Source organism: Pseudomonas nitroreducens TX1, assembly GCF_000313755.1.
GTDB lineage: Bacteria > Pseudomonadota > Gammaproteobacteria > Pseudomonadales > Pseudomonadaceae > Pseudomonas > Pseudomonas nitroreducens_A.
This window is the reverse complement of sequence record NZ_AMZB01000129.1, coordinates 1-14,721: the sequence shown is the minus strand read 5'-3', so window position 1 is coordinate 14,721 and position 14,721 is coordinate 1. Positions and strand designations below refer to the sequence as shown.

The 14,721-nt window shown below is 66.1% G+C and carries 14 protein-coding genes; 5 read left to right on the top strand and 9 right to left on the bottom strand.

Annotated features, from left to right (window positions below; translation table 11 throughout):
• Positions 1-57: 57 nt before the first annotated feature.
• From C167_RS0124240 to C167_RS0124230, 3 genes are read right to left on the bottom strand one after another with little or no spacing between them, the layout of a single operon-like run.
• Entirely contained in the window at positions 58-300 is a 243-nt protein-coding gene (locus C167_RS0124240) for a DUF2790 domain-containing protein (protein WP_017520901.1), read from the bottom strand.
• The gene (locus tag C167_RS32920; RefSeq protein ID WP_017520900.1) at positions 297-857 is read right to left on the bottom strand and encodes a cytochrome b; all 561 of its coding nucleotides are present in this window, start codon (positions 855-857) and stop codon (positions 297-299) included. Before C167_RS32920 ends, C167_RS0124240 begins: the two co-directional genes overlap by 4 nt.
• Positions 857-1,894, bottom strand: coding sequence for a catalase family peroxidase (locus C167_RS0124230; protein ID WP_017520899.1), 1,038 nt, complete (start codon positions 1,892-1,894; stop codon positions 857-859). Before C167_RS0124230 ends, C167_RS32920 begins: the two co-directional genes overlap by 1 nt.
• A gap of 162 nt (positions 1,895-2,056) precedes the next feature.
• Here C167_RS0124230 and C167_RS0124225 point away from each other — a divergent pair, with 162 nt between their 5' ends.
• Both C167_RS0124225 and C167_RS0124220 read left to right on the top strand, forming a co-directional pair.
• Positions 2,057-2,566: a sigma-70 family RNA polymerase sigma factor gene (locus C167_RS0124225; protein ID WP_017520898.1), complete on the top strand. Its 510-nt coding sequence runs from the start codon at positions 2,057-2,059 to the stop codon at positions 2,564-2,566.
• Entirely contained in the window at positions 2,563-3,321 is a 759-nt protein-coding gene (locus tag C167_RS0124220) for an anti-sigma factor family protein (RefSeq protein ID WP_017520897.1), read from the top strand. Before C167_RS0124225 ends, C167_RS0124220 begins: the two co-directional genes overlap by 4 nt.
• 299 nt (positions 3,322-3,620) lie before the next feature.
• On the opposite strand, the gene C167_RS0124215 is transcribed toward C167_RS0124220, so the two are convergent.
• Genes C167_RS0124215 through C167_RS0124205 form a run of 3 tightly spaced genes read right to left on the bottom strand, consistent with a single transcriptional unit; the run spans position 3,621 to position 7,107 of the window.
• The gene (locus tag C167_RS0124215) at positions 3,621-5,459 is read right to left on the bottom strand and encodes an amidohydrolase (RefSeq protein ID WP_017520896.1); all 1,839 of its coding nucleotides are present in this window, start codon (positions 5,457-5,459) and stop codon (positions 3,621-3,623) included.
• Positions 5,460-5,478: 19 nt separating this feature from the next.
• The gene (locus tag C167_RS0124210; RefSeq protein ID WP_017520895.1) at positions 5,479-6,033 is read right to left on the bottom strand and encodes an antibiotic biosynthesis monooxygenase; all 555 of its coding nucleotides are present in this window, start codon (positions 6,031-6,033) and stop codon (positions 5,479-5,481) included.
• A 57-nt stretch (positions 6,034-6,090) separates the two neighbouring features.
• Entirely contained in the window at positions 6,091-7,107 is a 1,017-nt protein-coding gene (locus C167_RS0124205) for an alpha/beta hydrolase (protein ID WP_017520894.1), read from the bottom strand.
• Positions 7,108-7,538: 431 nt separating this feature from the next.
• Between C167_RS0124205 and C167_RS0124200 the strand changes: the two genes are divergently transcribed.
• Together C167_RS0124200 and C167_RS0124195 are read left to right on the top strand one after the other, a co-directional pair.
• Positions 7,539-9,542: a peptidase U32 family protein gene (locus tag C167_RS0124200; protein WP_017520893.1), complete on the top strand. Its 2,004-nt coding sequence runs from the start codon at positions 7,539-7,541 to the stop codon at positions 9,540-9,542.
• 273 nt (positions 9,543-9,815) lie between these two features.
• A complete protein-coding gene (locus C167_RS0124195) occupies positions 9,816-10,217 on the top strand; it encodes a hypothetical protein (RefSeq protein ID WP_017520892.1) in 402 nt (133 codons plus the stop codon).
• On the opposite strand, the gene C167_RS0124190 is transcribed toward C167_RS0124195, so the two are convergent.
• The 3 genes from C167_RS0124190 to C167_RS0124180 all read right to left on the bottom strand — a co-directional run bounded on the left by C167_RS0124190 (position 10,218) and on the right by C167_RS0124180 (position 13,456).
• Positions 10,218-11,528, bottom strand: coding sequence for an OprD family porin (locus C167_RS0124190; RefSeq protein ID WP_017520891.1), 1,311 nt, complete (start codon positions 11,526-11,528; stop codon positions 10,218-10,220). It abuts the gene before it with no gap.
• A gap of 17 nt (positions 11,529-11,545) precedes the next feature.
• Entirely contained in the window at positions 11,546-12,724 is a 1,179-nt protein-coding gene (locus C167_RS0124185; RefSeq protein WP_017520890.1) for a DUF1624 domain-containing protein, read from the bottom strand.
• Positions 12,725-12,835: 111 nt separating this feature from the next.
• Complete coding sequence (locus tag C167_RS0124180) at positions 12,836-13,456, bottom strand: FMN-binding negative transcriptional regulator (protein ID WP_017520889.1); 621 nt, start codon at positions 13,454-13,456, stop codon at positions 12,836-12,838.
• A gap of 214 nt (positions 13,457-13,670) precedes the next feature.
• Between C167_RS0124180 and C167_RS0124175 the strand changes: the two genes are divergently transcribed.
• Positions 13,671-14,721 (top strand): GGDEF domain-containing protein (locus C167_RS0124175; protein WP_017520888.1); only part of this gene is annotated, 1,051 nt, incomplete at its 3' end.

The window sequence follows — 14,721 nt, the reverse complement described above, 5'->3', positions numbered from 1 at the left end:
ATGGGCGCGGAGTGCCGCACCATTCCCGGCGCGCGTCATGCTGATTGGTGCAGACGCTCAGTTTTCATTCCCGCACCCCTGCCCCCACACCGGATACCGCAGCCTGTGCCGCTGCCCGGCGCTGTCTTCGTAGGTCATCTCCACCTCGTGTATCCCGCAGAAGGCCAGGTCCGGCTGTTGCACCACCCGCTTGATGTCGAGCTGCTGGCCGTCGTGGTAGTCCTGCGGCGGTGGTGCGTCCTGCGCGGCGAGAACCGCGCAGGAGGTGAAGAGGCAGGCGACAGCGAACCATGCCTTCATGGCCGATCCCCGGTGGAACGGCGCGGCATGGGCGCGCCGGTCATGCTGGGGAGGACTTCGTCTCGGCGGATGAGGCCGTGGAACAGCGCAGCGGCGAGGTGCAAGAGGATGGTCGCCAGCAAGGCATAGGCGATGATCGTGTGGGCGCTGCGCAGGATGGCGTGGAGCTGCACCGAGGGCGAAACCAGCGCCGGCAGTTCGAAGCCACCCCAGAGCACGACGGGGTAGCCGCCGGCAGATTGCATGGTCCAGCCCACCAGCGGCTGGGCCAGCAGCAGGCCGTAGAGCACGAGGTGCGAGAGGTGTGCGGCGCTGCGTTGCCAGCCGGGCATGTCGCTGGGCAGCGCCGGGATGCGGTGGGTCAGGCGCACCAGGATGCGCAGCAGTACGAGCACCAGCAACGCAGCGCCCAGGGGTTTGTGGATGGCAACCAGCGCAGCGTGGCGCGGCGAAACACTGGCGACCATGCCGAGGCCGATCAGCAGCATGGCGAGCACCAGCACGGCCATGAGCCAGTGCAGCACGCGCAGGGTGGGCGGGAAGTAGGTCGGTTTCATCAGTGGGTCTCCTGGGCCTGCTCACGGGTGCGGCGGTTGAAGGACTCCGAATAGGCGGCCGAGCGTGCGCTGAGCAGCGGGTCGTCGGAGGCGCGGATGCCGTCGGGGAGGATCAGCGGGTCGTAGTTGACGTCGCGGCAGTCACCGCCGATTTCCGGCTGCAGGCGCTCGATCACCAGTTCGCCGGCATCCACGGTGCGGCGGCTGGCGGGCCAGGCCTGGGTGGGGTCGACGGTGCTGTCGCCGGGCTCGCCGAGTGTGAACTGCAGGCGCCAGCGCAGCGGGCCGGCGGCGATGCGCTGGGCCAGTTCGTCGGCGAGGAAGTCGGCGTCGCCACGCTTGTCAGCGGCCAGCGGTTCGACCGGCGCCTCGGGTTGCACGGACCAGCGCACCGGCTGTTCCTTGCCGTCCTTGTTAACCAGGTAGAACGCGTTGAGGCTGTAGTAGGCGCTATTGGCGTAGCTGGAGGACGGTGTCGAGGACTTGGCCCACTTGAGGAAGGCCTGGGTCTCGGGGTGCGACTTGAAGAAGGCGCCAGCCTTTTCCGGGTCCGGCTTGCCGGTCCCTGGCTGAGGCGCGGTGGCCTGCTGCAGGGCGTAGAAGCTGGCGACGTCGCGCACGACGAAGACCGGCATGGCATTCATTCCGGTGCGCCATTCCTGGCCGTCGGCCGGCAGGAAGCGCAGGGCCAGGCTGCGGATCGGCGCGGCGCCGTCGCTGGCCTTGGGGTTGCCGCCGGGGATGGCGAGACGCCCCACCACCGGCACACGGCCGACGGAGAACAGGCTGGCGCGCGAGAGGTCGGCCACGCCGCCGTTGCTGTCGAAGTGGCCGATCACGCACAGGCCCTTGGCATGGTTGCGCCGATAGCCGGGGTAGACTCCGCCGTTGTGCTCCAGGGTGTTGATGACCTTGTCCGGGGTGAGGCGCTGCGGGTCGAGCCAGCCGGCGACGTAGGCGAAGACGGCGGCCACGCCGAGCACCACGGCGCCGATGGCGGCCAGGCGCAGCGGCACGTTGGGTGGGGTTTCTGTCATTTCCAGCTCCTCAGGCTTAGGCTGAATGCGTTGAGCCGGTACGACGCACCGTGCGACGGGTTATTCCCGCCCACCGCGAGAAATTTATTTTTTCGCCTGGCGGGAATAGATCGCCGCGACATTCGTCTTTCACGCTCGAACCCACCCATTCCTGGCGCCCCGATGCATTCACTGGACGACCATTCACTGCGCGAACTGCTGCCCCGGTTGCGGCGCTTCGCCCTGTCGCTGACCCGCAGCGCGAGCAGCGCCGACGACCTGGTCCAGGCCACCCTGGAGAAGGCGCTGTCAGCCTGGACCGGCCGCCGCGACGATGGCGATCTGCGCGCCTGGCTGTTCTCGATCCTCTACCGGCACTTCATCGACGGGCAGCGCCGGGCGAAACGCTACGCACGCCTGCTCAGCCTGTTCGGTGCGGACAGCGCGGTCAGCGCATCGCCCGAGGACATCGTCAGCGCGCGCTCGACCCTGGAGGCCTTCGAGCGCCTGCCCGCCGAGCAACGCGCGCTGCTGACGCTGGTCAGCGTGGAAGGCCTGAGCTACCGCGAGGTGGCCGAGGCACTGGACATTCCCATGGGCACCGTCATGTCCCGCCTGTCGCGCGCCCGCACGGCGCTGCGCGCGCTGAGCGAAGGACAGGCGGCGACTCCTTCTTTGCGGGTACTGAAATGAACGAACGCATTCCCGACGGCATTCCCCAGGAACAGGATCTGCATGCCTACATCGACGACCAGTTGGAGCCGTCCCGCCGCCAATGGGTGGAAGCCTGGCTCAGCGCGCACCCGGACGACGCCCGCCGCGTGGAAGGCTGGCGCCAGGATGCACAGCAGCTGCGCGCGGCCTTTGCCGGTCAGGCACGCGCAGCCATTCCCGAGCAACTGAACCCGGCGCGGATTCGCCGGCAGATCCAGCAACGCAGACGTTCGCGCCTGGCGACGGCGGCGGCCTTGCTGATCGCGCTGGGCGTCGGTGGCATGGGGGGGTGGCAGATGCGCGGCGACGCGATGCTGCGCGGGATGCTGCCGATGCAGGATGCGGTGCAGGCTTACCGGTTGTTTGCCGACGCCGGCCAGAACGGGCTGGACCTGCGCGATGGAGGCGACCTGCATGGTTGGCTGGCGCGCTACCTGAAAGACGCCCCGCCACCGCCGGCGCTGGAGCAGGTGGGATTGAAGACCGTCGGCGCGCGGCTGCTCGCCACCGAACAGGGTGCGGCGGCACTGGTGATCTACGAGGATGGCAAGGGCCGGCGGTTGACCTTCTTCATCCGCCCGCCAGGGCCACGCCATGAGATGTTGCCGCAGGGACAGCGCACCGATGGCGACCTGCTGGCGCGCTACTGGAGCCAGGGCGGTTACAACTATGCGCTGGTGAGCCGCAGCGATGATCCGCAGGCTCAGGCAGTGGGGCAGTTGGTGGGGTTCTGAGCGCGGACCTTGTCCGCGGTTCGCGGGCATGGCCCGCTCCTACAGGAGATATCGTGCCGGCCGGCCCTCTCCCCCGCCTCTCCCTGAAGGGAGAGGGAGCTGTTCGTGCAGGCTGACGCAGTGATTTCACCCTGCGCCGAACGGTCCCCTCTCCCTTCAGGGAGAGGGTCAGGGAGAGGGAAGTCTCGGGTACAAGGGTTCGCAGAATGGCAGTTGCCCCCCATATGGCGTCCCTGAACGTAGGAGCGGACTCCGTCCGCGATTGCCGTCCGGCCCTCGCGGGCCAGACGGTTGCGCCATCAGAACGCGAAGCACGAACACCCGAAGGCGCCCCAGAAGCCCTGGAAGTCACTCACCGGCACGCTCGACTGGCGGGCGCGTTCATGGCTGTGGCCATGCACTCCGCAGGAGCCGACGCACTGGTGCACGGCATTCTGCAGCGGTGCTTGCGGGCGCCAGTGGCCGGGGACCTTGGCCACCGGCGACCAGTCCGGCAGTACCGGAATCGCCGTCGGCGCCTGGCGCTCGAAGTCGCCGCTGCCGAACACCACGCGGCCGTCGACCACGGTCAGCACTGATTCGATGGCCTTGATCTCTTCCTCCGGCACGCTGAAATAGTCCGCCGAGAGCACCGCCAGGTCGGCCATCTGCCCGACCTTGATCATCCCTTTCTTGCCCTGTTCGTTGGAGAACCAGGCGCTGCCCTGGGTGTACAGCTCCAGGGCGGTGGTGCGGGACAGGCCCTCCGGGTACAGCTCCAGGCCGCCGACGGTCTTGCCGCTGACCATCCAGTACAGCGAGGTCCACGGGTTGTAGCTCGAAACACGGGTGGCATCGGTACCTGCGCCCACCGGCACACCTTCGGCCAGCATGCGTTTGATCGGCGGTGTGGCCTCGGCAGCCTCTTTGCCATAGCGGTCGACGAAGTATTCGCCCTGGAAAGCCATGCGGTCCTGGATGGCGATGCCGCCACCCAGCGCCCTCACCCGCTCGATGTTCTTCGGCGAGATGGTTTCGCAGTGGTCGAAGAACCAGTGCAGACCGTTGAACGGGATGTCGCGGTTGACCTTCTCGAACACGTCGAGCATGCGCGAGATGGATTCGTCGTAAGTGGCGTGCAGGCGGAACGGCCAGCGCTGCTCGACCAGATGGCGCACTACCGGTTCCAGCTCGGCCTCCATGGTGCCGGGCAGGTCCGGGCGCGGCTCGAGGAAGTCCTCGAAGTCGGCCGCCGAGAACACCAGCATCTCGCCGGCGCCGTTGTGCCGCAGGAAGTCGCTGCCCTGGCCGTACTGGACGCTGCTGGTCCAGTTCTTGAAGTCGGCCAGTTCTTCCTTGGGCTTCTGGGTGAACAGGTTGTAGGCGATACGCACGGTGAGCTGGTTGTCTTTCTCCAGCTGCTCGATCACCTGGTAGTCGTCCGGGTAGTTCTGGAAGCCGCCGCCGGCATCGATGGCGCTGGTGACGCCCAGGCGGTTCAGCTCGCGCATGAACTGGCGGGTGGAATTGACCTGGTACTCGAAGGGCAGTTTCGGCCCCTTGGCCAGGGTCGCATAGAGGATCATCGCGTTGGGCCGCGCCACCAGCATGCCGGTGGGCTCGCCCTTGCTGTCGCGGACGATCTCGCCGCCGGGCGGGTTCGGGGTGTCCTTGGTGTAGCCGACGACGCGCAGCGCGGCACGGTTGAGCAGCGCGCGGTCGTACAGGTGGAGCACGAAGACCGGGGTGTCCGGCGCCGCCTGGTTCAACTCCTCGATGGTCGGCAGGCGGCGTTCGGCGAACTGGAATTCGTTCCAGCCACCCACCACGCGCACCCACTGCGGCGACGGCGTGCGCAGCGCCTGTTCCTTGAGCAGGCGCAGGGCGTCGGCCAGCGACGGTACACCTTCCCAGCGCAGTTCGAGGTTGTAGTTCAGCCCGCCGCGGATCAGGTGCAGGTGCGAGTCGTTGAGGCCGGGGATGGCCGTGCGCCCCTTGAGGTCGATGACGCGGGTGGCGCCGGCGCGCAAGGCCATGGCCTCCGCCTCGGTGCCCACGGCGATGAACTTGCCGTCGGCGATGGCCACGGCGGTGGCCTCGGGTTTCTCGCGGTCGACGGTGTGGAAGCGGCCGTTGGTCAGGATCAGGTCGGCGTACATGGCGATATTCCTCTTTCGATCAGCGGGCGTTGAGCCAGGCGGAGAACAGGCGCGTGGCCCTTGGCATGAAAACGTAGACCACCAGCAGGACGATGGTCGCGACGATGAGCATGTTGGCCGGCACGAAGCCGCCCAGCAGCGGGACCTGCGCAAACAGCGGGCGCCAGAGCTGAGGCACCAGCATCACCAGCGGCAGGATCACCAGGTAGGAAATGGCAGCCTGCTTCCAGCGTGGCGGTTGCTTCTGCGGGTTGTCCGGGGTGGTGAACCAGAACTCGTGGGCGCGGTGCAGCTCCTTCTGTTCACCGTCGATCAGGTGCGGGTCGGCGCGCTCGATCAGTTCACGGCGCTGCGGCGAGTCGAGCCAGGCCTGCAACTCGTTGGCACTGGCGAAGCGCAGCACCGAGGTGAAATGCTCGCCCTGGCGCATCACGTCCACGCCCAGGTGGCCAGGGAACTCGCTGGCGGCACGGGTCAACTCGCGCAGGATGGCTTCGTAGGCGGCGACGCTTTCGGGGCGGGCGCGGTGGCGGATGATCAGGGTGACGGATTCTTGCTGCGTGGGCTGGTTCAATTGGGTTCCCTCCAGAGAAGTGGCCTCCCCCGCCCCGTGGCGAGGGAGGTAAGCGGCTTATTGCAGGTGAGCCTTCAGTTCCTGGCCGGCCTGGCGCATGGCGGCCTGCACCGCCGGTACCTTGCTCACCACGTTGAGCAGGCCGTAGTCGTGGATCATTCCGTTGTAGCGCACGGAGGTGACAGCCACACCAGCGGCATCCAGCTTGCGACCGTAGGCTTCGCCTTCGTCACGCAGCACGTCGGACTCGGCGGTCTGGATCAGGGTCGGCGGCAGGCCCTTGAGCTGGTCGGTGGTGGCGCGCAGCGGCGATGCGTAGATCTCGGCGCGCTGTTTCGGGTCGGTGGTGTAGCTGTCCCAGAACCACTGCATCATCGGCTTGGTGAGGAAGTGCCCCTGGGCGAACTGGTTGTACGAGCCGGTCTCGAAGCTGGCATCGGTCACCGGCCACAGCAGGGCCTGGAAGCGCAGCTTGGGCGTGCCCTTGTCCTTGGCCATCAGTGCGACCACCGCTGCCATGTTGCCGCCGACACTGTTGCCGGCCACGGCCAGGCGCTTGCCGTCGACGTTCAGCTCCTTGCCGTGCTCGGCGACCCATTGGGTTGCGGCGTAGGCCTGGTTGATCGCCACCGGGTAATGCGCCTCGGGGGACGGGGTGTAGTCGACATAGACCGCCACCGCACCTGAGTTCACCACCAGGTCACGGATCAGGCGGGCGTGGGTCGGGTAGTCACCCAGCACCCAGCCGCCGCCGTGGAAGTACATGAACACCGGCAGCGTGCCCTTCACGCCGGCCGGGCGGACGATGGTCAGTTTCACCGGGCCGACGTCGGTCTGTACGGTCTTCTCGCTGACCTGGGTGCCGGAGAGGTCGACCTTCACCGAAGCCTGGGCGCCGGTCAGCACCGCACGGGCATCCTTGGGCGAGAGGGTTTCCAACGGCTGGCCCTTGCCGGCTTCCAGGGCTTCGAGGAAAGCCTGGGTGTTGTGTTCGACGGTGGGGTTGCCGGCAGCGAAGACGTTGCCGATGGCCAGGGCGAGGGAGGCGGCGAGCAGGGATTGATTGGTGTTCATGATTCGGTTCCTTGAAAGTGGGAGGAGCGGACGAACGAATCTTGATCCATGCCCGCAATGCGCGGAATAGACAGGGTTGCAGGGTCACTTTGCAATTTTGCAAGGGGCTTGAAACAGCGTTGCAGAAGTGCCGGGGACAACGGATGTGCCCGCGTAGGCACAAACGCAGATGTGTGAAGCGCAGCGATATCCATGCTGCCGGTGCGCCAGATCGATGGGTATCGCTGCGCTCCACGCCATCCTGCAAAGCGTCAGCCGACGGGATCGAAGCGGTAGTGGCTGCGGCGCTGTCCGGGGATCGCCGGCGACCAGGGGTTACGCCGCCCGGCACGCCACGGATGCCGGCACAGCGTTTGGCCGGTACAATGCGCGATTGCCCGTGCCCTACCTGAAAAGCACACCTGATAAGCACGCCTGATAAAGAAGAAACCATGTCCTTGCCCAAACACCATCTGGAACTGCTCAGCCCTGCCCGCGATGTCCACATCGCTCGCGAGGCCATCCTGCATGGCGCCGACGCCGTCTACATCGGTGGCCCCAGCTTCGGCGCGCGGCACAACGCCTGCAACGAGGTGAGCGATATCGCCCAGCTGGTGGAGTTCGCCCACCGCTACCACGCGCGGGTGTTCACCACGATCAACACCATCCTCCACGACAACGAACTGGAGCCGGCGCGCGCGCTGATCCACCAGCTCTATGACGCTGGCGTCGATGCGCTGATCGTGCAGGACCTGGGCATCATGGAGCTGGACATCCCGCCCATCGAGCTGCATGCCAGCACCCAGACCGACATCCGTACCCTGGAACGGGCGAAGTTCCTTGACCAGGCTGGCTTCTCCCAGCTGGTGCTGGCCCGTGAGTTGAACCTGCAGGAAATCCGCGCCATCGCCGACCAGACCGATGCCGCCATCGAGTTCTTCATCCACGGTGCGCTGTGCGTGGCCTTCTCCGGCCAGTGCAACATCTCCCACGCCCAGACCGGCCGCAGCGCCAACCGCGGCGACTGCTCCCAGGCCTGCCGCCTGCCGTACACCCTGAAGGACGACCAGGGCCGCGTGGTGGCCTTCGAGAAGCACCTGCTGTCGATGAAGGACAACAACCAGAGCGCAAACCTGAGTGCCCTGGTGGACGCCGGCGTGCGTTCCTTCAAGATCGAAGGGCGCTATAAGGACATGGCCTATGTGAAGAACATCACTGCCTACTACCGCCAGCGCCTGGACGGCATCCTCGCCGAGCGTCCGGACCTGGCCCGCGCCTCCAGCGGCCGTACCGACCACTTCTTCGTGCCGGACCCGGACAAGACCTTCCACCGCGGCAGCACCGACTACTTCGTCAGCGAGCGCAAGATCGACATCGGCGCCTTCGACTCGCCGACCTTCACCGGCCTGCCGGTGGGCACCGTGGAAAAGGTCGGCAAGCGCGACCTGCTGGTGGTGACCAAGGACCCGCTGTCCAACGGCGACGGCCTCAACGTGCTGGTGAAGCGCGAAGTGGTCGGTTTCCGCGCCAACATCGCAGAACCCAAAGGTGAGTTCGAGGAAGACGGCGAGAAGCGCTACCGCTACCGCGTCGAGCCCAACGAGATGCCCGAGGGCCTCTACCGCCTGCGCCCGAACCACCCGCTGTCGCGCAACCTGGACCACAACTGGCAGCAGGCGTTGCAGAAGACCTCCGCGGAGCGCCGCGTCGGCCTGTCATGGGTCGCCAGGCTGCGCGAGGAACGCCTGGAGCTGACCGCCACCAGCGAGGAAGGCGTCACCGTCAGCGTCGCCCTGGACGGCCCGTTCGGCGCAGCCAACAAGCCGGAACAGGCGCTGGAGCAACTGCACGATCTGCTCGGCCAGCTGGGCACTACCCAGTACCACGCCGACCGGATCGAGTTGGACGCCCCGCAAGCGTTCTTCATCCCCAACTCCCAGCTGAAATCACTGCGCCGCGAGGCCATTGAGGCGCTGACCGAAGCCCGCGTGCTGGCCCACCCGCGCGGCGGCCGCAAGGCCGAGACCAACCCGCCGCCGGTCTACCCGGAGTCGCACCTGTCCTTCCTGTACAACGTGTACAACGAGAAGGCCCGTGCGTTTTACCATCGCCACGGCGTGCAACTGATCGACGCGGCCTACGAGGCCCACGAGGAAACGGGCGAAGTGCCGGTGATGATCACCAAGCACTGCCTGCGTTTTTCCTTCAACCTGTGCCCGAAACAGGCCAAGGGCGTCACTGGCGTGCGCACCAAGGTGCAGCCGATGCAACTGATCCACGGCGACGAAGTGCTGACCTTGAAGTTCGACTGCAAGCCGTGCGAGATGCACGTGATCGGCAAGATCAAGGGCCATATCCTCGGCCTGCCGCAACCGGGCAGCGAAGGCGTGAACACCATAGTCGGGCAGATCAGCCCGGAAGACCTGCTCAAGACCATTCGCAAGCCGGCGCATTGATTGCTCACATGGCAACCGGCTGACGACGGAGTGTGCACGCGCTCCGAACGGTCCCCTCTCCCTTCAGGGGGAGGGTTAGGGAGGGGGAACGGAGTCAAGCCTGGATGCGGCGCAGGGGAGAAGTCCGCCCCCTCTCCCCAGCCCTCTCCCTGAAGGGAGAGGGAGCAGTTCGCACAAGCCGGCAATGTCGAGCTGGTTGGACATACCCGCTACGGTGCAGGCCACAAGCTGGCCCCCCTGCGCAATTCCCCGATCCCCCGCTATGATCGGGACATGCCCACCACTCCCCCGCTCCGCCAGCAATGCCCGCCCGGCGCCTGCAACTGCGACCGGGAACGCCTGCTGGAAACCCCCAACGCCGACCTGCGCATCCTGCTGCTGACGCGGCACGAGGAACAGCGCCTGCTGGAACGCCTGGAGAATCTCAAGGACCTGGCAGACCTGGAGCGCCTGCAACACAAGCTCTTCGAGCAGCTCGGCATCCGCCTGCACATCGCCCCCGGCTTCAACGAAGTGCGCAGCATGCGCGGCATCGAGTTCGACTTCGACGAACAGCCCGGCCTCTGCCGCAAGACCCGCCAGGCCATTCCCGCGGCGATCCGCCGGGGCCTGGAGAAGAACCCGGAAATCGCCTGGCGCCTGCTGGACTCCCACGACCTGCTCGGCGGGCTCTGATCAGAAGCCGCCATCCAGCGGGTATTCCACGGCAACACGCAACTGATCGGTATTGAGCTCCGCCTGTGCCGCATTGGCTCGATGGGTATTGTGCATCAGCACCAGGCGCAGCCCTTTCGCCGGGCCTTCCGGCACCCGGTACTGGAGCATCAGGTCTCGCTCCCAGTGCTTGCCGCCCTCACCGTAGCCCAGGTACGCGTAGCCGCCGCGCGGGTCGGCATGGCTGCCGTCGATGTCCGCGCCGCGCACGTAGGCCGCCGCCATCGCCAACCCCGGTACGCCGAGCGCCGCCAGGTCGAGGTCGTAGCGCAACTGCCAGGAGCGCTCATTGGGCGCATTGAAGTCCGACAGTTGCACCGCGTTGGTCAGGAAGATCGCCCCACGTGTCACGTAGTCGAACGGCGTGTTGCCATCGACCTGCTGGTAGCCGAGGCTCAGCCGGTGTGCGCCCAGGCCGTAGCCGCCGAGCAGGCTCCAGGTGGTGTTGTCGATGCGCCCGGAGAGCGCCTGTCCGGTATCCCGGCTGCGATAGAGATTGAGGTTCAGCGACAGGTCCTGAGCATCGCCCAGCCGCTGGCTGAGGGTGCCGCCGAGATAGTCCTGGCGCCAACTCTCCGCGTAGCGCGAGGAGAACAGGCTCAGGCTCGCGTTCTTCTGCGGTGCATAGGTGAGGCCCGCCAGGTCGAAAGCATCGCCCTGGCGCCCATTGGAGTAGTTCACCACGAAGCCGCGATCATGGCTGGAGGCGTTGCGGTCGGTGCTTTCGGTGAAATGCCCGCCTACCAGCCGCAGCCCGGAAAGCTCCTCGCTGGAGAGCAAGAAACCGGTCGCTGTTTCCGGCAGCAAACGGCTGTCGGAGGAACTGAATACCGGCGTTTTCACCCGTTGCTCACCCCACCACAGCGTCGTCGAGGCAACCCGCGCCTTCAGCGCCGCGCCGCCTCGGGCGAAGCTGTCCTTGGGATGGCCGTCGTTTTCCAGGCCAACCAGCCGAGCCTTGCCGGCGCGGCCGCCGCCGCTGTCCAGCAGCACGCCCTGGTACAGATGGGCGTCCAACCCCAGCCCGACGCTGCCCTGGGTGAAACCGGACTGCAGGCTGCCCATCAGGCCATAGGCCCACTCCTGGGCATAGCCATTGCGCTCGCCGCGCGGCTTGTAGGCGTTGCGCGCGGCGCTGTTGCGGTCACCGTGGCGGTATTCGCGCTGATCGAACACCGTCCGGTTGAGCAGGCTCCAGCGGCTGTCCTCGGTCAGGCCATTGGACTCGCCCTGTGCCTCCCCGAACGCCGGCAAGGACAGCGCCAGCAGCACGGCGCAACCGCACAACCTCACAGGTACTTGAGCCAGGCGATATCACGGCGGCGGGCCTTGAGCCGGGCAAACCAGTGCACCGGCGGGTACAGCGCGACGATCAACACCAGCGCGCCGACCCAGACCGTCCACACCGAATCGAAGCCGAAGTACTGACCCTGGTTCAGGCCCCGGATCGCCACGGCGGTCAGGTAGAGCAGCTTCAGCACGTAGAGGTGCAGCAGGTAGAAGAACATCGGCGCTGCGCCGAACACCGCCAACCAGCGGGCCAGGGCACCCTGCCCGCGGCGCTCGAAGAACACCAGCAGGAGCAGGCCGACACCCAGGGTCAGGGCAAGGAACAGCAGCGACGGCGGGTACTTGGTGATATTGAAGAAGCTCATCAGCAGTTGCAGGTCGGTCTCGCCGTCGCCCCAGGGCTTCTCGCCGTAGCCGTTATTCAGGCGCAACATCAGGAAACTGCCCAGCGCGACAGCGGCGCTCAGCAGGAGCCTGCGGGTACGCTGCATCGCATCGGCGGCGCTGCCGAACCAGGGACCGGCGGCATAACCCAAGGCAATCACGCCAATCCAGGGCAGCAACGGGTAGGACGTGCGCAGGCGCAGCACATCGCCCACCTCGATCCAGCCGCGATCATGCAGCACCGCCCAGGGCACATGGGCCCAGTGCGCCGGTGCGAAGTGCAGCCCGTCCAGCAGGTTGTGTCCCGCCACCAGCACCAGACCAAGCGTCACCAGCGCGGCACGCGGCAGCCAGACCAGCGCGGAGAGCGCCAGCATGCTCAGGCCGATAGCCCAGATCACCTGCAGGTAGATGACCGTGGGTGGAAACTGGAAGGTCCAGGCAAAGTTCACCAGGGTGATTTCCAGCAGTACCAGGAACAGGCCGCGCTTGAACAGGAACGCCGAGACCGCGGCGCGCCCCTGGTGCTTCTCGCCATAGAGGAAGGCGGAAAGCCCGGTGAGGAACACGAACACCGGCGCGCACAGGTGCGCCAGGGTGCGGCTGAGGAACAGCACTGGGTCGGTCTGGGTCACGTCCATCGGGTCGCTCACCTGCAGGTGCAGATAGAACGTCTCGCGGACGTGGTCCAGCAGCATGAAGAGAATCACCAGCCCGCGCAGGGCATCGATGGAGTGGAGTCGGGTGGTGGCATTCGTGATAACGGCTGCGGAAGGCGCGATGGCAACGGTCATGGAGGGGATCGGCTGCGATTGAATTGTAATATTATTACATTCCAAGAACCCAGATCGCCAACCCCTCGAAACATCCGGACATGTCTGCGACGGCCCTTGCCGCCCGCGACCTCACTCCAGGGCGCGCTTCATCGCCCCGGCGAGTTCAGCCGTGCCGAGTTGCTCGAGCCGCTCGGCGGCGCCCAGGCGGTCACGTTCTTCCTTGTTCTGGCTGAGCTTGGACTTGCCGATGATCTCGCCGATTTCCACCTCGATGCCGACGATATTTGCCAGCATGCCGCTGATGAATTCCGGGGTGGAGTCACTCATCTTCCAGGGTTTTCCCTCGCTGGCCTCGTGGGTGCGGGTCAGGCGGCCGACCACACCCCGCACGAAGCGCTCCTCGTCCACCACCTTCAGGCGACCGCGCACGTGCACCACCTGGTAGTTCCAGGTGGGCACCTGGCGGTGCGCCTCGTGCTTGCTCGGGTACCAGTTGGGCGAGACGTAGGCGTGCTCGCCACGGAAGATCACCAGCACCTCCTCCCCATCCGCCTCCTGCCAGACCGGGTTGTTGCGGGCGACGTGGGCGCGCAACAGGGGCTTCTCACCCGATGGTTCCAGCTCGAACGGCAGGTGGTTGGCATCCAGCAGGCCATCGTGGCCGGTGACCAGGATGCCCAGTGGATGCTCACGAATCAGCCGGTGCAGCTCGTCCGGGCGGGTTTCCTCGAAATGCGCAGGTACGTACATGAAAAGCCTCGGCAGCAGGTGATGACGGACATCATGCCGCCACATTGGCACCTTATAAAGGTCCATTAGAGACCGCTTAAACAGAGCCAATCCGCAGTCACCGACGTTTTGGTACAGCCCATGCTTCGACTCGCTGGACGGCGATGATGCCGCACCCTACTCTAGCCCTTGGCCAGCATTCGCCCTGGACGGCAGACACAGGCTCCCACTCTCGATGACCGCACCCGAGTTCCCCGCCGCCCCTCGGCAGCAGTATCAGGGGAAAATCCCACCGCGCCTGCAGGATGCCTACAAGGCGTACGTGATCCAGCATTACCGGCGCTTCCTGCTGGCGATCAACTTCATCGCCATGGCGGCCTACGATTCCTACGTATTGGCCGACGCGCTGCTGATCCCGGACATGGCCAGGGAATCGCTCCTGCTGCGCGCCGGGTTGAGCCTGATCGGGCTGCTCAACATCTTCCTGGTGTTCCGTTTCAGCCGCAGCGTGCTGGTGATGGACCTGTTGATGCCGGTACACGACATCATCTCGACCATCGCCTGGTTCGAGTTGCTCAAGCGCAGCGCCTCGCCCGACGTGCCCTTCTTCCTCTACGCCTCGGTGGTGTTCGTACTTCTGGGCAACCTGGGCGTGCGCTACTCGTTCAGGGGCATTGCGCTGGTCTCGGCGATCATCACCACGATCATTCTCTACAACGTCTGGCTGCTCCACGATGGCGCCGCCAAGCCGCTGCTGATCTTCATCCTGGTCTACCTGCCCATCGCGCTGTTCAGTCTGTTCATCAGCTGGACCAACATCAAGGGCGTGCGCCAGGCCTTCCTCGCCGACCTGGAAGAGCGCCGCCAGCGGGCTGAACTTGCCGCGCTCAACCTGCGCCTGCAGGAGCTGGCCACCACCGACGGCCTCACCGGCGTGGGCAATCGCCGCTCGCTGGACCTGCAGCTCAACGAGAGCTGGCACGGCATGCGCGCCCATGGCCGGCCTTTCGCCCTGCTGATGGCCGACATCGACTACTTCAAGCCGTACAACGACCACTATGGCCACCAGGCGGGTGACCGCTGCCTGTGCCAGGTGGCCGAGAGTCTGGTCGGCACCCTGCGGGGCGGCAGGGCCAACGTCTATCGTTATGGCGGTGAGGAATTCGCCATCCTGCTGGAGGCGACCAGCACCGACGACTTGAGTTGCGTGGCCGAACGACTGCGTGAGCAGGTGGCAGGCCTGGGCATCGAGCATCTTTACCGGCTCTTCGCATTTAAGGGTGTAG

Coding starts and splice junctions, on each gene's coding strand:
- C167_RS0124225 (WP_017520898.1), top strand. CDS start 2,057: ATGCATTCACTGGACGACCATTCACTGCGCGAACTGCTGCCCCGGTTG.
- C167_RS0124185 (WP_017520890.1), bottom strand. CDS start 12,724: ATGACCGTTGCCATCGCGCCTTCCGCAGCCGTTATCACGAATGCCACC.
- C167_RS32920 (WP_017520900.1), bottom strand. CDS start 857: ATGAAACCGACCTACTTCCCGCCCACCCTGCGCGTGCTGCACTGGCTC.
- C167_RS0124180 (WP_017520889.1), bottom strand. CDS start 13,456: ATGTACGTACCTGCGCATTTCGAGGAAACCCGCCCGGACGAGCTGCAC.
- C167_RS0124230 (WP_017520899.1), bottom strand. CDS start 1,894: ATGACAGAAACCCCACCCAACGTGCCGCTGCGCCTGGCCGCCATCGGC.
- C167_RS0124220 (WP_017520897.1), top strand. CDS start 2,563: ATGAACGAACGCATTCCCGACGGCATTCCCCAGGAACAGGATCTGCAT.
- C167_RS0124205 (WP_017520894.1), bottom strand. CDS start 7,107: ATGAACACCAATCAATCCCTGCTCGCCGCCTCCCTCGCCCTGGCCATC.
- C167_RS0124200 (WP_017520893.1), top strand. CDS start 7,539: ATGTCCTTGCCCAAACACCATCTGGAACTGCTCAGCCCTGCCCGCGAT.
- C167_RS0124195 (WP_017520892.1), top strand. CDS start 9,816: ATGCCCACCACTCCCCCGCTCCGCCAGCAATGCCCGCCCGGCGCCTGC.
- C167_RS0124240 (WP_017520901.1), bottom strand. CDS start 300: ATGAAGGCATGGTTCGCTGTCGCCTGCCTCTTCACCTCCTGCGCGGTT.
- C167_RS0124215 (WP_017520896.1), bottom strand. CDS start 5,459: ATGTACGCCGACCTGATCCTGACCAACGGCCGCTTCCACACCGTCGAC.